The following is a 15,545-nucleotide window of genomic DNA, read 5'->3' on the forward strand; positions in this document are numbered from 1 at the left end:
CCGCCCCAAGTGAGTAAGGATGTGCGCTGCACATCCTTTTTTATTGCAGTTGAGTGAGCCGAAATGAGTGAAAAAGTCGATGTTGTCGTGATGGGCGCGGGTGCCGCTGGCCTGATGTGTGCCGCGGAAGCGGGGAAGCGGGGTCGCAGCGTCTTGATCCTCGATCACGCCAAAAAACCGGGTCGTAAAATCCTCATCTCTGGCGGCGGCCGTTGTAATTTCACCAACTACGATGTGTCGGCAGCCAACTACCTGTGTGGCAACCCGCACTTCGTCAAATCGGCGCTGTCGCAGTACACCAACTGGGATTTCATTGCCATGGTCAGCAAGTACGACATTGCGTACGAAGAGCGTGACCACGGCCAGTTATTCTGTCTCGATTCGGCCAAAGACATTGTCACCATGCTGCTGGCAGAGTGCGATCAGCCGACCATTCGCCAGCGCTACCAAGTGGAAACGCTGGCCATCGCCAAAACCGAGCAGGGCTTTCACCTCACGACCTCAACGGGCGATATTGAATGCCAGTCGCTGGTGGTCGCGACCGGTGGTTTGTCGATGCCCAAACTGGGCGCGACGCCATTTGGTTACAAGATTGCCGAGCAGTTTGGTTTGCCCGTGCTTCCGACCACCGCGGGTTTGGTGCCGTTTACGCTGCATGTGGAAGACAAAGACGCGCTGGCTGAATTGTCGGGCATTGCGGTGCCCTCTGAAATTCAGGCGGAATGCGGCAAAGTATTTAAAGAAGCGCTGCTGTTTACCCATCGCGGTTTATCCGGCCCTGCGGTATTGCAAATTTCCTCTTACTGGAAGCCGGGGCAAGCGCTCAGCATCAATCTAGTGCCGAATGTGGACATCGACGAGCTACTGACTCGTTCGCGTGAAAAGCACCCGAACCAAAGCCTGAAAAACACTCTGGCGCGCGTGCTGCCAAAACGCTTGGTGGAAGTGCTGATCGAGCGCCAACTGCTGAGCGACAAACCGCTCAAACAACTCAACCCGAAAGAGCTGAGCGCGGTCTCCGACACGCTGCAACAGTGGCGTATTGTGCCCAACGGCACCGAAGGTTATCGTACTGCTGAAGTGACACTGGGCGGCGTCGATACCGATTCGCTTTCATCGAAAACCATGGCGTGCAAAACCGTGCCGGGGCTCTATTTTGTCGGCGAAGTGATGGACGTCACCGGTTGGCTGGGGGGCTACAACTTCCAGTGGGCGTGGTCGAGCGGCTACGTGGCTGGGCAATGGGCGTAACCGCTCTGGTGTCTTAATCGCGCGCGAACCCACCAACGCGTGAGGTGTTCACCACCTTGCGCCGTTCACTCATGATGATCAGCAAACGCTGCAGGGCAATGAAGCTGAACAGCAGAATGCCGACAATGATTTTGGTCCACCATGAACTGAGCGTGCCATCAAAGGTGATGTAGGTTTGGATGAGGCCCTGAATCAGCACGCCAAACAGGGACCCAAAAACCGTGCCCACACCGCCGGATAGCAAGGTGCCTCCAATCACCACCGCCGCAATCGCATCCAATTCCACACCGACGGCGGCCAGCGGATATCCTGCGGATGTGTAAATTGAAAACACAATCCCCGCGCAGGTGGCCAGAAAGGTCGAGAGCATATAAATGCCGATGGTGGTGCGTTTGACGGGCACTCCCATCAGCGCTGCCGAGGCAGGATTGCCCCCCACAGCATAGACATTGTTGCCAAAGCGCGTGCGATGCGCCAGCAGCATACCCAGTGCGACCACCACCAGCATCACGACCGCCATCAGGCTCAAACGCCCGCCGCCGATGATATGCCAAGCGCTGCGCGACAAGTCGCGATACAGCGGATGTTCAATCGGAATCGACTGTTCGGAGATCAGAAAACTGACCCCGCGCAGAAAGAACATGCCGGCCAAAGTGACGATAAACGCGGGAATCTTCAGGGTGTCGATGACCCAGCCCATCAGGCCGCCAAACAGGGCGCCCATCACCAGCGCCACGCCAATCGCCATCCAAGGGTGCCACCCCCAGTCGCCAATCAAGGTTGCTAGCAGGACGCCCGTAAATGCCACCACGGAACCAACCGACAAGTCGATGCCGCCGGAGAGGATCACAAACGTCATGCCCACCGCCAGAATGCCGAGAAAGGCGTTGTCTGTCAGAATGTTGCAAATCACGCGGGTGCTGAGGAACGCCGGGAATTCGGCCATGCAAAACGCGTAACCGAGCAAAAACACACTGATGGTGATAAACAGCGGGAAATTACGTTTTAGCATGAGAACGCCCCTTGTTGATGAGTTGAATCACGGCGGGTGATTGCAGGATCAGCACCGTCAGCACCACCACCGATTTCACAATGTGGTTCCATTGCGGCTGATAGCCCGACAGCAAAATACCGGTGTTGATGCTTTGAATGATGAACGCGCCCACCAACGCCAGCAGCAAATTGAAGCGTCCACCCAGCAGCGAAGTGCCGCCAATCACCACCGCGAGAATGGCGTCCATTTCCAGCCACAGCCCGGCATTGTTGGCGTCGGCGCCTTTGATGTCTGCCGCGACGATGATCCCCGCCAGCGCCGCCATCAGCCCGCTGACCACATACACCGACATCACGATCGCGGGCGTATGAATACCGGCGTTTTTAGCCGCGCGAATGTTGATCCCGACCGATTCGATGAACAGGCCGAGCGCAGTTTTTTTGGTCAATGCCCACACGGCCAGTGCCGCCAGAGCCAATACAATGATTGGCGTTGGCAAATAGAACAGCGAGCCGCTGCCAAACCACGACAAGGTGGCGTTGTTGAAGGTAATGATTTGCCCCTCGGTGATGAGCTGCGCTACGCCGCGCCCGGCCACCATCAGGATTAACGTGGCGACAATCGGCTGGATTTTGCAGACGGCGACTAAAAAGCCGTTCCACACGCCGCACACCACGCCCGATAGCAGGGCGCAGAGCAGAATGGTGCCCGGTGCATAACCATGCTGAGCGAGGCTCGCCGTTACAGCACCGCTGATGGCCATCACCGCGCCCACGGACAAGTCGATGCCGCCGGTGGCGATGACCAACGTCATGCCCAGTGTCAGCAGGGCGACAGGCGCGCCGCGGTTAAAGATGTCGATGACGCTGCCAAACAGGCGACCCTCTTGAATGTGAATCGAAAAAAAGTTATCCGCAATCAGCGCGTTGACCACAAACAGCAGCAACAAGGCCGCCACCTGCGGTGTGCCTTTGGGTAACGTGCGCCGGCGTGTGCTCGGCGTGTGCAGAGCAGAGGAATTCAAAGTACTCATCGCTGCCTCCTTACATCGCGATGGCTTGCATAATGGCTGGCACTGACAGCGCTTCGGTGGCAATCTCCGCCACCTGCTTGCGGTCACGCAGCACAATTACTCGGTCGGCATAGCCGACCAACTCTTCCAGCTCGGACGAGATCACCAGCAACGCCAACCCGTTGGCGCACAGGCTTTCGATCAGACGAATGATTTCTGCATGCGCGCCGACATCAATGCCGCGCGTCGGTTCATCCAGAATGAGGAATTTCGGTTTGGTCAGCAGCCAGCGTGCCAACAACACTTTTTGCTGGTTGCCACCCGAGAGGAACTCGATCGGCTGTTCGATGCTGGGCGTTTTGATGTCGAGCTGTTGCACAAAGCGTTTCGCGACGGCGTCTTGCTCGCTGCGAGACAGCGGTTTGAACCAGCCGCGTTGGGCCTGCAAGGCGAGGATGATGTTTTCACGCACCGAGGCCGCGCCGATGATGCCATCGGTTTTTCTGTCTTCCGGGCAATAGCCAAAGCCAAGGTGTGAGGCTTGACGCGCAGAGCGCACCTGCACCGGACGACCTTTGAGGCGGCATTCACCGGAATCATGGCCTTCAATGCCAAAAATCACCTGCGCAGTTTCCGTGCGTCCTGAGCCAAGCAAACCCGCCAGCCCAACGATTTCACCCGCGTGCACGTTGAGATCAAACGGCGCGATGGTGCCTTTTTTGCCGTAGTTGGCAAACTGCACCACCGGTTCGTTGCTGAGCTTGGTTTTGCCCGCTCGGTGCAGGGCGGCATCGTCGAGTTCGCGGCCGAGCATCATTTTGACCAGTTCAATCTGCGGCAGATCGCACGTGTTGCGGGTGCCGACGAGCTGGCCGTTGCGCAGCACGGTGATGCGATCGCTGACGGCGTAAACTTGGTCGAGAAAGTGGGTGATGAAAATCAGGCTGACCCCTTGCTGTTTCAGGTCGAGCATGATGTTAAACAGCATCTTCACCTCATTGCTGTCGAGGCTGGCGGTCGGTTCGTCGAGAATTAAAATCTTGGCCGACATCGAAATCGCGCGTGCGATGGCAATCACTTGCTGAATCGCGACCGAGAAATGATTGAGGGGTTCTGTGACGTCAATGTCGAGCCCGTAACGGCTGACGATGTGTTGCGCCTGCTGCGCCATGGTTTTGCGGTCAACGAAGCCCCATTTTTTCGGCTCGTTGCCAATAAACAGGTTATCCATCACCGACATGTTGGGCAGCAGGTTCACTTCTTGATATACGGTACCGATGCCAAGTTGCTGGGCATGTGCGGTATTTTGCGGCGAGATCAGGTTGCCATCGAGGCGAATATCGCCGCTGTCGCGTTGATACACGCCCGTCAGCGTTTTCACCAGTGTGGATTTACCCGCGCCATTTTCGCCCAACAAGGCCATGATTTCGCCTCGCCGGAGGGTGAAATCGACCTGATGCAACGCTTTCACGCCGGGGAAATATTTGCAGATCCCGCTTGCGGTCAGCACGGTTGTCGCGTCCGAAGCTAAAGACATAATCGCTCCTTGAATCAGCGCTCACCCACAGCACCGTGGGTGAGGCGTTATTGAACCATTCAGGTTAGTAACCGAGATCTTTTTTCATATCCAATTGTGCTGGCGCATCATCGGGTAAATACAAGGTCGATTCAGTCACGATTTTCTTCGGCGGCAGGGTGCCGTTGTCTTTCATGGCCATCAGCGCATCAAAGGCTGGGCCGGCCATATTGGGGGTTAACTCGACCGTGGCATTGGCTTCGCCATTCATCATCGCTTTGAAAATATCGGGTACGGCATCAATCGAGACAATGAAAATATCGCTGCCCGGTTTTAAACCGGCTTCTTTAATCGCCTGAATGGCGCCGATGGCCATGTCATCGTTGTGCGCGAACACCGCGCAAATATTCTTGCCGTTGTTTTCCGCTTTGATGAAACTCTCCATCACCTCTTTGCCTTTACTGCGCGTGAATTCGCCCGACTGAGTACGTACGATGCGGATGTTGTCGACCGCGCTGATGGCGTTGCTAAAGCCCTGTTTGCGATCAATTGCCACGCTGGCCCCCACGGTGCCTTGCAGTTCCACTACATTGCACGGTTTGCCTTGCACTTGGTCGATCAGCCATTGACCCGCCACATTGCCTTCGAGCACGTTGTCGGCGGTGATGGCGGTGGTGTAGAGCGAGTCGTCATCGACCGTGATGCCGCGGTCTAGCAGGAACACCGGAATGCCGTCATCTTTGGCTTCTTCCAGCACCGGTCCCCAGCCTGTTTGCACCACGGGCGCGATAAAAATGGCATCCACGCCTTGGGCGATGAAGGAGCGCACCGCTTTGATTTGGTTTTCCTGCTTTTGCTGCGCATCGGAGATTTTCAGCGTGATGCCGCGTTTTTCTGCTTCCACTTTCGACACTGCGGTTTCCGCAGCGCGCCAACCCGATTCCGAACCGATTTGTGAAAAGCCAACGGTGAGTGTTTTCGCCATCAGTGAGCTGGACATCAAAACCGTGCCCACGGCGACCGCTAAGGAGAGTTTTTTGAACATGATGTAATTCCCTATCTTGTTGATATCTTTGTTTTTGTTTCACTCTCGGTTTAAAAATAATGTTATCGAAATGTGTGAGAGTGATTAAATCATAGGGGCGGGAATGACGCGTTGGTTAGAGTTTAATCACATAAAGTTTGGGGTAGCAGAAATATCCATTTTATTAGCATGATCGACAATGTTTCTTACGACCTAAGTAGAACGAAATGTTTATTTAATTATTGCTAATATAAACAGTGGCTTGGTTATCTTCGTAAGAAAGTTAATTTTGAATAAGAACGAGAAAAGCTCTCTTATTGATGGGAAATAAGAGAGCTATTTGGAGCGGAATGTACTTAACGTGATTTTTGTTTGTAGCGGTCAAAAATAACGGCCGCCAGCAAGATCACGCCACGGACAACGTATTGTGCAAAAGGGGACATGTTCAGCAGGTTCATGGCGTTTTCCACGGTGCCCAAAATCAGCACCCCGGCAATCACGTAAGAGACTTTACCGATCCCGCCTTTGAGCGACACGCCGCCCAACACACACGCCGAGATCACCACCATTTCAAACCCGACCGATGTCATCGGCTGGCCACTGGTCATGCGCGCCGCCAAAATGACCCCTGCCAAGGCGGAGATAAAGCCGGAGATGGTGAAAATCATCATCTTGGTTTTCACCACGTTGACGCCAGCCAAACGTGCCGCTTCTTCGTTGCCGCCGATGGCCAAGGTGTTGCGGCCATACACGGTGCGGTTGAGCAAAAAGCCAAACACGATGAAGGTGATGATGGTCAGCCAAATCGGCGTTGGAATGCCAAGTAGCGACGAGTTACCGAGCGCAAAGAAGCTCTCTTCTGTGATGCCGACCGCTTTACCGTCTGAGATGATGTAACCCAGACCGCGGGCAATTTGCATCGTCGCGAGGGTGGTGATCAGCGCGTTAATTTGCAGTTTGGCAATCACAAAGCCGTTGAGCAGGCCAAACAGCACGCCCGAGAGCAGCCCCGCGCCGATACCCAGCACCACACTGCTGGTGGCGTTGATGGCCACGGCGGTGACCACGCCAGAGCAGGCAATTACGGAGGCCACCGACAAGTCGAGGTCGCCACAGGCCAAACAGAACAACGTGGCACAGGCGACCATGCCGCTCATGGAAATCGCCAAGCCCAAGCCTTTCATGTTGATCAGGGTGGCGAAGTAGGGCACGAACAAACTACACAGCAAAAACAGACCGGCAAACACCATCAGCATGCCGAATCGATCCCAGATCTGGGCGAAGTTCACGCCGCTCGGCTTTTGGTCGGCAGCAACCACTTTGGTAGAACTTGATAGAGACATAATGCAATTCCTTCTTCTTATGCAGCGGCGTGTTCGTTGTCTAACATGGCGAGGCGCAGCGCGGTCTGTTCTTTAAATTCATCGCGTTGCAGTTCACCGGCGATGGCGCCATCTTTCATCACCAGCAGGCGATCCGAGATGCCGAGCACCTCGGGCAAATCGCTCGATACCACCAACACGGTGACGCCGTTTTCCGCCAGCTTAAAGATCAGTTCATAGATTTCCGACTTGGCACCGACGTCGATGCCGCGCGTTGGCTCATCGAGCAAAATCACACTCATGGCGGTGGAGAGCCAGCGACCAAGAATCACTTTTTGCTGGTTGCCGCCCGAGAGTTTGCCGATCGGCTGCTCCAACGAGGTGGTTTTGACGTTGAGCGCCTGACGTTGGGTGTCGGCGTTTTTCGCTTCCCAGTGAAAGTCGATCAGGCTGCCGAGTTTGAGGTGCCACGGACGCGCGCTGATGTTGGTGTTTTCTGCCACCGACATGATCGGCACGATGCCGTCGGTTTTGCGATCTTCCGGACACAAGGTGATGCCCGCTTTGATGGCATCGCCCGGTTTGCGCACTTGGATATTGACGTCGTGCAGGTACAAGTCGCCGGCGGTGCGTTTTTCGGCGCCGAAGATCAGCCGGGTGAGTTCGGTGCGTCCGGCGCCGACCAAACCAAACAGGCCGAGGATCTCGCCTTGGCGAATATCCAGCGACACTGGCGCGGTTAGCCCGGGGCCTTCAAAGTTCTCTAAGCGCAGGCCGCTAAGCCCCAGTTTGCGCGCGCGGTAGTTGTAGATGTCGTTGATTTCGCGTCCGACCATCAGTTCCACCAAGCGATCGTGAGTCAGCTGCGTTAGGTCATCAAACGTCTGCACATGAGTACCATCTTTGAAAATGGTGATCGCATCGCACAGGGTAAAAATCTCTTCCATGCGGTGTGACACATACAGAATGATTTTGCCGTCATCACGCAGTTCGCGAATGACGTTGAATAGGTTTTGAATTTCACGTTGCGACAAGCTGCTGGTCGGTTCATCAAAGGCGATGATTTGCGCGTTGCGGCTCAGCGCTTTGGCAATTTCCACCATCTGCCACTGGCCGATGGAAAACTCTTTCAGCGGACGTGAGGGGTCGAAATCCTCGCCCAAACGCAGCAATTGCTCGCGGGCCTGACGATTGAGGGTTTCGGTATCCACGCGGCCGTTTTTGGTCGGGAATTGCCCCAGAAAAATATTTTCCGCCACACTCAGTTCTGGCACCAGATTGAGTTCTTGGTAAATGATGGCGATGCCTTGATTGAGGGCATCGGTGGTGTTGGTGAGCGACAGCTCTTGGCCGTCAATCGCAATGTGACCTTCCGTGGGTTGGTGGAGTCCGCTGAGCGTTTTGAGCAGCGTGGACTTACCGGCACCGTTTTCTCCCATCAGGGCGTGAATGCTGCCTGCGTTGGCGCGAAAACTGATGTTGCTCAGCGCCTTTACACCGGGAAAGTGCTTTGAAATGTTGCGAAACTCAAGGGATGAGGGGGACTTCGCCATAACATTCTCTCCGTTCCAATAGCGGGCGGCCGCGTCAATCTGCTGCCGCCCAAACCGGACTTACAGTCCTTTTTTCTCGAGTTCTTTTTTGTAGTTGTCACGGGTGATGAGGACAACATCGGTCACTTCGACAAACTTGGTCGGTTCCACGCCGTCTTGGACCCATTTGTACAGCGACTCAATCGATTTGTAGCCATGAACGTCGGGGCTTGGCAGTAGGGAGCCGTAGAAGCCAGTCGCCTGTGATTTCGCCAGTTCGTTCACCGCATCCACACCGTTGATGCCAATGCCGATCACTTTGTCCGCGGCAAAGCCTTGGCCTTCTGTGGCACGCACGCCACCCAGCACGGTGTTGTCATTCATGCCGACCACTAGCCACTGGGTCACGTTCGGGTATTGCACCAGCAGAGAGTTGGCCGCATCGAGTGCGCCGGGAATGTCATTGGTTTTGGTGGGTACGCGATAGATTTGGTTGGCGGGGAAGCCAGCCGCTTTCAGCGCTTTGATTGAACCGTCCACACGGCGGCGCGCGGTATCGAGTTCATCGGCGGTAATCGCCATCACGCCAGTGGTAGCGACATCAAAGCCGCGTTTTTGCATTTCGTTGTACAGCTCCTGACCTTGGCGTTCGCCAATCGCGCTGGCGGCCATCATCACCAGCGGCACGTCTTTCATCGGCTCGCCTTTGGCGTTGAGGAACTGGTCATCCACGGTGATCACTTTCAGATCGTAACTTTTGGCTTTGGCCATGATCGCCGGCCCCAATTTCGGGTCGGGGGTACAGATCACGAAGCCCTTGGCGCCACTGGCCGCCAGGGTGTCGATCGCGTTCAGGGTTTTTTCGCCGTCCGGCACCGCCATTTTGATCACTTTAAAGCCCATGTCTTTGCCCGCTTGTTCGGCAAACGACCATTCGGTCTGGAACCAAGGCTCTTCGGGCTGTTTCACCAGATAGCCCAGTTTCAGGGTGTCATCACTGGATCCAAAGAAAGCGTTGGCAGAAGCACTGAGCAGCGTCAGCCCGGAGAGGGCTGCGGTCGAGAGTAAGGTTTTTAGTTTCATTATAAGTCCATCCGCTGGTAGGGGGTTGTTTCGCTATCCATAGTTGTTGATTCGACTCGCCGTTGGAGTGAGCAAAATCACACCAAAAAAATGTAGCAGAAAAGTCCATTCATTTAGCGCGAGTAGCCATGATGTGGATCCCATTTGCTATTTTTTGGTGCGTTGTTGCATAAAAATAGACCCAATGTAAACGGTTAACTGAGGTTTTTAAGGCCATTTCAAACGTGATGCACTTTTTTTAAACAACTGCACGGTTTTGTTCATGTGGCGTTTTTATCCATGAATCTAGCGGTGCGGTTCATGGTTGAAATGGGGTTCGAGCGTTATAACAAATAGAAAATATCACCCGAATTGGAGTTGTTATGGAGCATTTTGCTACTCAACCTGCGCATGTCATCGGCCTCGACTTTGGATCCGATTCCGTGCGTGCCTTATTGGTGAATGCGGTTAGCGGGGAAGAAGTCGCCTCCGGTGTCACTTACTATCCGCGCTGGATGCAGGGGCTGTACAACCAGCCGGAGCAATCGCAATTTCGCCACCACCCGAAAGACTACATTGAAGCGATGACCCAAGCGGTGCGTGAGGCGCTGGCCGCCGTGCCGGCTGAGGTCGCGCAATCGGTGGTGGGCATTGGCGTTGACACCACCGGCTCGACGCCGGCACCGATCGATGCTGAAGGCAATGTGTTGGCACTGCTGCCGGAATTTGAACACAACCCACACGCGATGTTCATTTTGTGGAAAGACCATACCTCGGTCGCCAAAGCCGAACGCATTAACCAACTGGCGCACAGCGGCGACTTTACTGACTACACCAAATTCATCGGCGGCATTTATTCGTCGGAATGGTTCTGGGCCAAAGCCGCGTGGGTCAGCGAACAAGATGCCGATGTGGCCAAACATGCCTACAGCTGGGTGGAGTTGTGTGACTGGATTCCAGCGCTCTTGAGCGGCAATCAGCACCCACACCACCTGCGCCGCGGCATCTGCGCGGCCGGCCACAAAGCGATGTGGCACGAAAGCTGGGGCGGTTTGCCGGATCAAGCGTTTTTGTCGGCGATTTCCCCCACCTTGGATGGCATGCGCGAGCGCATGTTCAGCGAGGTCTACACCGCTGAGCAGCAAGCGGGCACCTTGTCGGCGGCCTGGGCACAAACGCTGGGCTTGCCAGAGGGCATCGCGGTCGCAGTCGGTGAGTTTGACTGCCACATGGGCGCTGTCGGCGCAGGCGCAGGCGCGCACGATTTGGTCAAAGTGATTGGCACGTCCACCTGCGACATTTTGATGGTGGACGCCGACAACGTGGGCGAGCGCACCATTCACGGCATTTGCGGCCAGGTCAAAGGCAGCGCACTGCCGAATTTGATGGCGCTTGAAGCGGGTCAATCGGCGTTTGGTGACATTTATGCTTGGTACAAACGCGTGCTGTTGTGGCCGGTGCAAGCCTTGGCTGCGCAGCAGCCCGAAGCGCAAGCCACATTAGACGCCTTAGATAAAGCCTTGATTCCGATGCTGTCTCAAGCGGCGGAAAGCTACGAGTTTAACGCCCATTCGCCGCTGGCAATGGACTGGCACAATGGCCGCCGCACCCCTTACGCCAACCAACGCCTGAAAGGTTCGCTGTCGGATCTGAATTTGGGCTCAACCGCGCCTGCGCTGTTTGCCGCGTTGGTGGAATCGAGTGCGCACGGCGCCAAAGCGATTGTCGATTGTTTTGTCGACCAAGGCATGGCGGTGGATCGCGTGATCGCGATTGGCGGCATTTCGCAAAAATCGCCTTATGTGATGCAGATGTGCGCCGATGTGATTGGCCGCGACATTGCGGTGGTGCGCTCAGAGCAGTGTTGCGCATTGGGCGCGGCGATTTTCGCCGCTGTAGCAGCAGGTGTGTATGACAACGCCCAGCAAGCGCAGGCAGCGATGGCGAGCCCCATCAGTGCGGTGTATTCGCCCAATGCCGACACGCAAGCGCTGCGCCGTGAACGTTACGCGGGCTATCGTGAGCTGGGTCAACACCTAGAACAGTTGGCCGAATTTCATCAAGCGAAATCATCAAGCCAAGGAGTGCAATCATGAGTGAACACACCTTGATGCAACCCGTATCGACTCAAACTGAACGGCTGCGCCAACTGCGTCATGACGTGTGGCAAGCCAATCTCGATCTGCAACGTCACAATCTGGTGACGTTTACTTGGGGCAACGTCTCAGCCATCGACCGTGAATCAGGGTTGGTGGTGATCAAACCAAGCGGCGTGGCTTACGAAGATCTCTCGGCCGACAACATGGTGGTGGTGGATTTGGCGGGGCACGTGGTGGAGGGCGACCTCAATCCGTCGTCTGATACCGCAACCCATTTGGTGATGTATCGCACCTATCCACACATTGGCGGCGTGGTGCACACCCATTCGCCGCACGCCACCTCGTGGGCGCAAGCGGGCAAAGCCATTCCGGCGCTTGGCACCACCCATGCCGATTACTTCTACGGCAGCATTCCGTGCACGCGCCCGCTGACTAATGACGAAATCGCCCATGATTACGAACTCAATACCGGACGCGTGATTGTCGAAACCATCGCAGCGCAAGACCCGATGGCCATTCCCGGCATCATCGTCAATGAACACGGCCCGTTCAGCTGGGGGAAAGATGCCCATCAAGCGGTGCACAACGCGGTGGTGATGGAAGTGGTGGCGTCGATGGCGCTGCAAACGCTGCAAATCAACCCGGCGGTGCAATTTATCAATCAGGCTCTGCTCGATAAGCATTACCTGCGCAAACACGGCGCGAACGCTTATTACGGTCAGACTGCGACGAACAAAAAATAATCAAGGGAAAGTTATGAAAGTATTCGACAACAAACACGTGTGGTTCGTAACCGGTTCGCAAACCCTGTACGGCCCAAAAGTGCTCGAGCAAGTGGCGCAAGACAGCGCACAAATCGTGGCCAGCTTTAACCAAACCGACGCGATTTCCGTGCCGATGGTCGACAAAGGCACGGTGAAATCACCGGACGAAATTCTGCAAGTGTGCCGCGCGGCCAACAACGATCCGGCGTGTATTGGTCTGGTGCTGTGGATGCACACCTTCTCGCCAGCAAAAATGTGGATCGCGGGTTTGTCGCAGCTCAACAAACCGTTCCTGCATCTGCATACCCAGTTCAACGCGGCGCTGCCATGGGACAGCATCGACATGAACTACATGAACACGCACCAGAGTGCGCATGGTTGTCGTGAATTTGGCTTTATCGGCACACGTCTTGATTTGGACCGCAAAGTGGTGGTCGGTCATTGGCAGAACCCGAACGTGCATCAAGAAATCGACGCGTGGTGCCGCGCTGCGATCGGCATTGATGCTGGTCAGAACCTGAAAGTGGCGCGCTTTGGCGACAACATGCGCCAAGTGGCGGTGACCGAAGGCAACAAAGTGTCGGCGCAAATTCAATTTGGCTATGAAGTGAATGCGTATGGCTTGGGTGAACTGAGCGAGGTGGTGCAATCGGTGTCGGATGCGGATGTCGCGCGTCTGCTCGATGAATACGCCTCCACTTATGACATGAGCCCGCAATTGCTGAGCGATCCGGCGCTGCTCAAACTGATGCAGCACGAAGCGCGTTTGGAAATGGGGATGGAACGTTTCCTGACCGACGTGGGCGCGCATGCGTTTACCAACACCTTTGAAAACTTGACCGGTCTGGATTCATTGCCCGGTTTGGCGACTCAGCGTTTGATGGCCAAAGGCTTTGGTTACGGCGGTGAAGGCGACTGGAAAACCTCGGCCATGGTGCACATCATGAAACAGATGGGCAAAGGGCGTCAGGGCGGCACTTCGTTTATGGAAGACTACACCTATAACTTCGGCGCCACCGACCAAGTGCTGGGCGCGCACATGCTGGAAGTGTGTCCATCGATTGCTGCGGCGAAACCAAAACTCGAAGTGCATTTGCACACCATCGGCTTGCGCTGCGACGTGCCTCGCCTGCTGTTTAGCGGTCGTGAAGGCCCGGCGGTGAACGTGTCGGTGATCGATTTGGGCAACCGCTTCCGCATGGTGGTGAACCGAGTGAACACCGTGGCACCGCCGCAAAGCATGCCGCATTTGCCGGTGGCGCATGCGTTGTGGGAACCGATGCCGAATCTGCAAGTTGCGGCGGCGAGCTGGATTCACGCCGGGGCGGCGCACCACAGTGCGTACAGCCAACAAGTGAGTGTCGACACCTTGGCCGATTATGCCGATATTCTTGGCATGGAAATGGTGGTGATTGATGAACACACCGAGACGCGCACCTTCAAACATGAGTTGAAAACCAATAGCGTGTACTATCGCTTAACGTCTGGGGTGTAACGAAATCAGCCCCCTCAGCGATGAGGGGGCGTTGTAGAGGTACTTATGACGGTTGACGAATCGAAGCGAGTGTCGCACTTTGACATTCATCATCAACGTTGGACGCTGCGGGTCGCCAGCGCGAGCCCGACACAGTTCCAACTGCTGCATGGCAATCAACTGATGTACGAAGGGGCGTTGGAGCTGATCAACAACGGCGAAGCGCTGGATGTGTCGCACGCGCAGTGGAACTTTCGCCATCGCGCGGACAAGATTGAGCAATGGTGCCAGTGGCATCACAGCGATCGGTTGTCGCTCAATATGAATTACTACTTTCAGCACAATGCGGTGGTGATTGAGTATCTGGCGCGCAACAGCATTCCGACTCGGCTCGACATTCGTCACGTCATTCAGCCGCTCAACGCGGCGCTGGTGGTGCCCCCATCCACCGACACCGTCCAGCCGGACTGGCAACGCGCCAGACACGGGCTACCGAGCGATTTTATTCGCCAATCGGCCAAAACCGATTGGTTTCGTGAGGCGTTTTCCGCCACCCAATGGATCGTATTAGGAAAAGTGTGAACTCGAAAATCGCAATGCGACAAGGCGCAACATACACTAGGCAAAAACTTAGCGACTGTTGGTCTATGCAAACAACCGATCCTCTCAAACCGGGCTATAACTTTGATGCGCATTTGGTGGCCGGTTTAACGCCGATCATCGAAGGCGATGAGCTCGATTACCCGATCGACCGCCCTCATGGCATGAAAGGCTACATCATCAACTACACCAGCAAAGGCGAGGGCACCATTTTTTCCGGCGAGCAGATGTTTCATGTGAAACCGGGTGACTTGTTGCTGTTTCCGCCCAGTGCGGCGCACTTTTATCATCGTCGGACCGACAGTGCGTCCTGGTTCCATCGCTGGGTCTATTTCCGTCCGCGCGCGTTCTGGAATGACTGGCTGAGCTGGCAGGAAGAGCGCAACGGGGTCTATCTGACTCGTGGGTTAGACGCGCAAACCATGGCACACATCGAAAACCTGTTTGTCGATATCGAATACACCGCCAAATCCGACATGCCATATCGCGATGACTTGGCGATTAACCTGCTCGAGCAGTTGCTGATCCGCTGTAAAACGGTGCAACCGGATGTGGTGAGCAAGCCGCTCGACCCGCGCATCATTCAGGCCATCAACTACATGACGCAGAACCTCAATCAAGACTTCACCTTGGAAGAGATTGCCGCGTACACCTGTTTGTCGCCGTCGCGCTTAGGGCACCTGTTTCGTGATGAGATGAAGATGACCATCACCCAGTGGCGGGATGATCAGCGCATCAGTCGTGCCAAACAGTTGTTAGTGACCACTCACTACTCAGTCAACCACATTGGCCGGATTGTCGGCTACTCGGATCCGCTCTATTTCTCGCGCGTCTTCAAACGCAAAGCCGGGGTCAGTCCGAAGCTCTATCGCGAACAAATTACCTGATAAATTGC

Annotated in this window: 13 protein-coding genes; 6 read left to right on the forward strand and 7 right to left on the reverse strand. The window is 55.4% G+C overall.

Features of this window, described 5'->3' with window-relative positions; genetic code table 11:
• The first annotated feature begins 63 nt into the window (after positions 1-63).
• The gene (locus tag VFA_RS02120) at positions 64-1,251 is read left to right on the forward strand and encodes a BaiN/RdsA family NAD(P)/FAD-dependent oxidoreductase (protein ID WP_004724305.1); all 1,188 of its coding nucleotides are present in this window, start codon (positions 64-66) and stop codon (positions 1,249-1,251) included.
• Between the two features lie 13 nt (positions 1,252-1,264).
• Here VFA_RS02120 and yjfF read toward each other — a convergent pair whose 3' ends face one another.
• The 7 genes from yjfF to VFA_RS02155 all read right to left on the reverse strand — a co-directional run bounded on the left by yjfF (position 1,265) and on the right by VFA_RS02155 (position 9,734).
• Positions 1,265-2,263, reverse strand: coding sequence for a galactofuranose ABC transporter, permease protein YjfF (gene yjfF / locus VFA_RS02125; RefSeq protein WP_004724306.1), 999 nt, complete (start codon positions 2,261-2,263; stop codon positions 1,265-1,267).
• Positions 2,250-3,278 carry a galactofuranose ABC transporter, ATP-binding protein YtfT gene (gene ytfT, locus VFA_RS02130; RefSeq protein WP_038150715.1) on the reverse strand — a complete coding sequence of 343 codons (1,029 nt, stop codon included), beginning with the start codon at positions 3,276-3,278 and terminating at the stop codon, positions 2,250-2,252. The genes yjfF and ytfT overlap by 14 nt, the downstream gene beginning before the upstream one ends.
• 10 nt (positions 3,279-3,288) lie before the next feature.
• A complete protein-coding gene (gene ytfR / locus VFA_RS02135; RefSeq protein WP_004724308.1) occupies positions 3,289-4,794 on the reverse strand; it encodes a galactofuranose ABC transporter, ATP-binding protein YtfR in 1,506 nt (501 codons plus the stop codon).
• A gap of 64 nt (positions 4,795-4,858) precedes the next feature.
• Complete coding sequence (gene ytfQ, locus VFA_RS02140; protein ID WP_004724309.1) at positions 4,859-5,818, reverse strand: galactofuranose ABC transporter, galactofuranose-binding protein YtfQ; 960 nt, start codon at positions 5,816-5,818, stop codon at positions 4,859-4,861.
• Between the two features lie 335 nt (positions 5,819-6,153).
• On the reverse strand, positions 6,154-7,140 hold the full coding sequence (gene araH / locus VFA_RS02145; protein WP_004724310.1) for an L-arabinose ABC transporter permease AraH: 987 nt from the start codon (positions 7,138-7,140) through the stop codon (positions 6,154-6,156).
• A gap of 17 nt (positions 7,141-7,157) precedes the next feature.
• A complete protein-coding gene (gene araG / locus VFA_RS02150) occupies positions 7,158-8,672 on the reverse strand; it encodes an L-arabinose ABC transporter ATP-binding protein AraG (protein ID WP_004724311.1) in 1,515 nt (504 codons plus the stop codon).
• 60 nt (positions 8,673-8,732) lie between these two features.
• Positions 8,733-9,734, reverse strand: coding sequence for an arabinose ABC transporter substrate-binding protein (locus VFA_RS02155; RefSeq protein ID WP_004724312.1), 1,002 nt, complete (start codon positions 9,732-9,734; stop codon positions 8,733-8,735).
• Between the two features lie 362 nt (positions 9,735-10,096).
• Here VFA_RS02155 and VFA_RS02160 point away from each other — a divergent pair, with 362 nt between their 5' ends.
• The 5 genes from VFA_RS02160 to araC all read left to right on the forward strand — a co-directional run bounded on the left by VFA_RS02160 (position 10,097) and on the right by araC (position 15,537).
• Complete coding sequence (locus VFA_RS02160) at positions 10,097-11,809, forward strand: ribulokinase (RefSeq protein ID WP_004724313.1); 1,713 nt, start codon at positions 10,097-10,099, stop codon at positions 11,807-11,809.
• Positions 11,806-12,555: an L-ribulose-5-phosphate 4-epimerase gene (araD, locus tag VFA_RS02165; RefSeq protein ID WP_004724314.1), complete on the forward strand. Its 750-nt coding sequence runs from the start codon at positions 11,806-11,808 to the stop codon at positions 12,553-12,555. The genes VFA_RS02160 and araD overlap by 4 nt, the downstream gene beginning before the upstream one ends.
• Positions 12,556-12,568: 13 nt before the next feature.
• Positions 12,569-14,071 (forward strand): L-arabinose isomerase, encoded by a 1,503-nt coding sequence (gene araA, locus VFA_RS02170; protein WP_004724315.1) that lies wholly within the window; start codon positions 12,569-12,571, stop codon positions 14,069-14,071.
• 45 nt (positions 14,072-14,116) lie between these two features.
• Positions 14,117-14,632: a hypothetical protein gene (locus VFA_RS02175; RefSeq protein ID WP_004724316.1), complete on the forward strand. Its 516-nt coding sequence runs from the start codon at positions 14,117-14,119 to the stop codon at positions 14,630-14,632.
• A gap of 65 nt (positions 14,633-14,697) precedes the next feature.
• Positions 14,698-15,537: an arabinose operon transcriptional regulator AraC gene (araC, locus tag VFA_RS02180; RefSeq protein WP_004724317.1), complete on the forward strand. Its 840-nt coding sequence runs from the start codon at positions 14,698-14,700 to the stop codon at positions 15,535-15,537.
• Positions 15,538-15,545 lie beyond the last annotated feature (8 nt).

Origin of the sequence: Vibrio furnissii CIP 102972 (genome assembly GCF_000176175.1) — a bacterium.
GTDB classification, from domain to species: domain Bacteria; phylum Pseudomonadota; class Gammaproteobacteria; order Enterobacterales; family Vibrionaceae; genus Vibrio; species Vibrio furnissii.

Coding starts and splice junctions, on each gene's coding strand:
- araC (WP_004724317.1), top strand. CDS start 14,698: ATGCAAACAACCGATCCTCTCAAACCGGGCTATAACTTTGATGCGCAT.
- VFA_RS02120 (WP_004724305.1), top strand. CDS start 64: ATGAGTGAAAAAGTCGATGTTGTCGTGATGGGCGCGGGTGCCGCTGGC.
- araA (WP_004724315.1), top strand. CDS start 12,569: ATGAAAGTATTCGACAACAAACACGTGTGGTTCGTAACCGGTTCGCAA.
- VFA_RS02160 (WP_004724313.1), top strand. CDS start 10,097: ATGGAGCATTTTGCTACTCAACCTGCGCATGTCATCGGCCTCGACTTT.
- araG (WP_004724311.1), bottom strand. CDS start 8,672: ATGGCGAAGTCCCCCTCATCCCTTGAGTTTCGCAACATTTCAAAGCAC.
- ytfR (WP_004724308.1), bottom strand. CDS start 4,794: ATGTCTTTAGCTTCGGACGCGACAACCGTGCTGACCGCAAGCGGGATC.
- VFA_RS02155 (WP_004724312.1), bottom strand. CDS start 9,734: ATGAAACTAAAAACCTTACTCTCGACCGCAGCCCTCTCCGGGCTGACG.
- ytfT (WP_038150715.1), bottom strand. CDS start 3,278: ATGAGTACTTTGAATTCCTCTGCTCTGCACACGCCGAGCACACGCCGG.
- araD (WP_004724314.1), top strand. CDS start 11,806: ATGAGTGAACACACCTTGATGCAACCCGTATCGACTCAAACTGAACGG.
- araH (WP_004724310.1), bottom strand. CDS start 7,140: ATGTCTCTATCAAGTTCTACCAAAGTGGTTGCTGCCGACCAAAAGCCG.
- ytfQ (WP_004724309.1), bottom strand. CDS start 5,818: ATGTTCAAAAAACTCTCCTTAGCGGTCGCCGTGGGCACGGTTTTGATG.
- VFA_RS02175 (WP_004724316.1), top strand. CDS start 14,117: ATGACGGTTGACGAATCGAAGCGAGTGTCGCACTTTGACATTCATCAT.
- yjfF (WP_004724306.1), bottom strand. CDS start 2,263: ATGCTAAAACGTAATTTCCCGCTGTTTATCACCATCAGTGTGTTTTTG.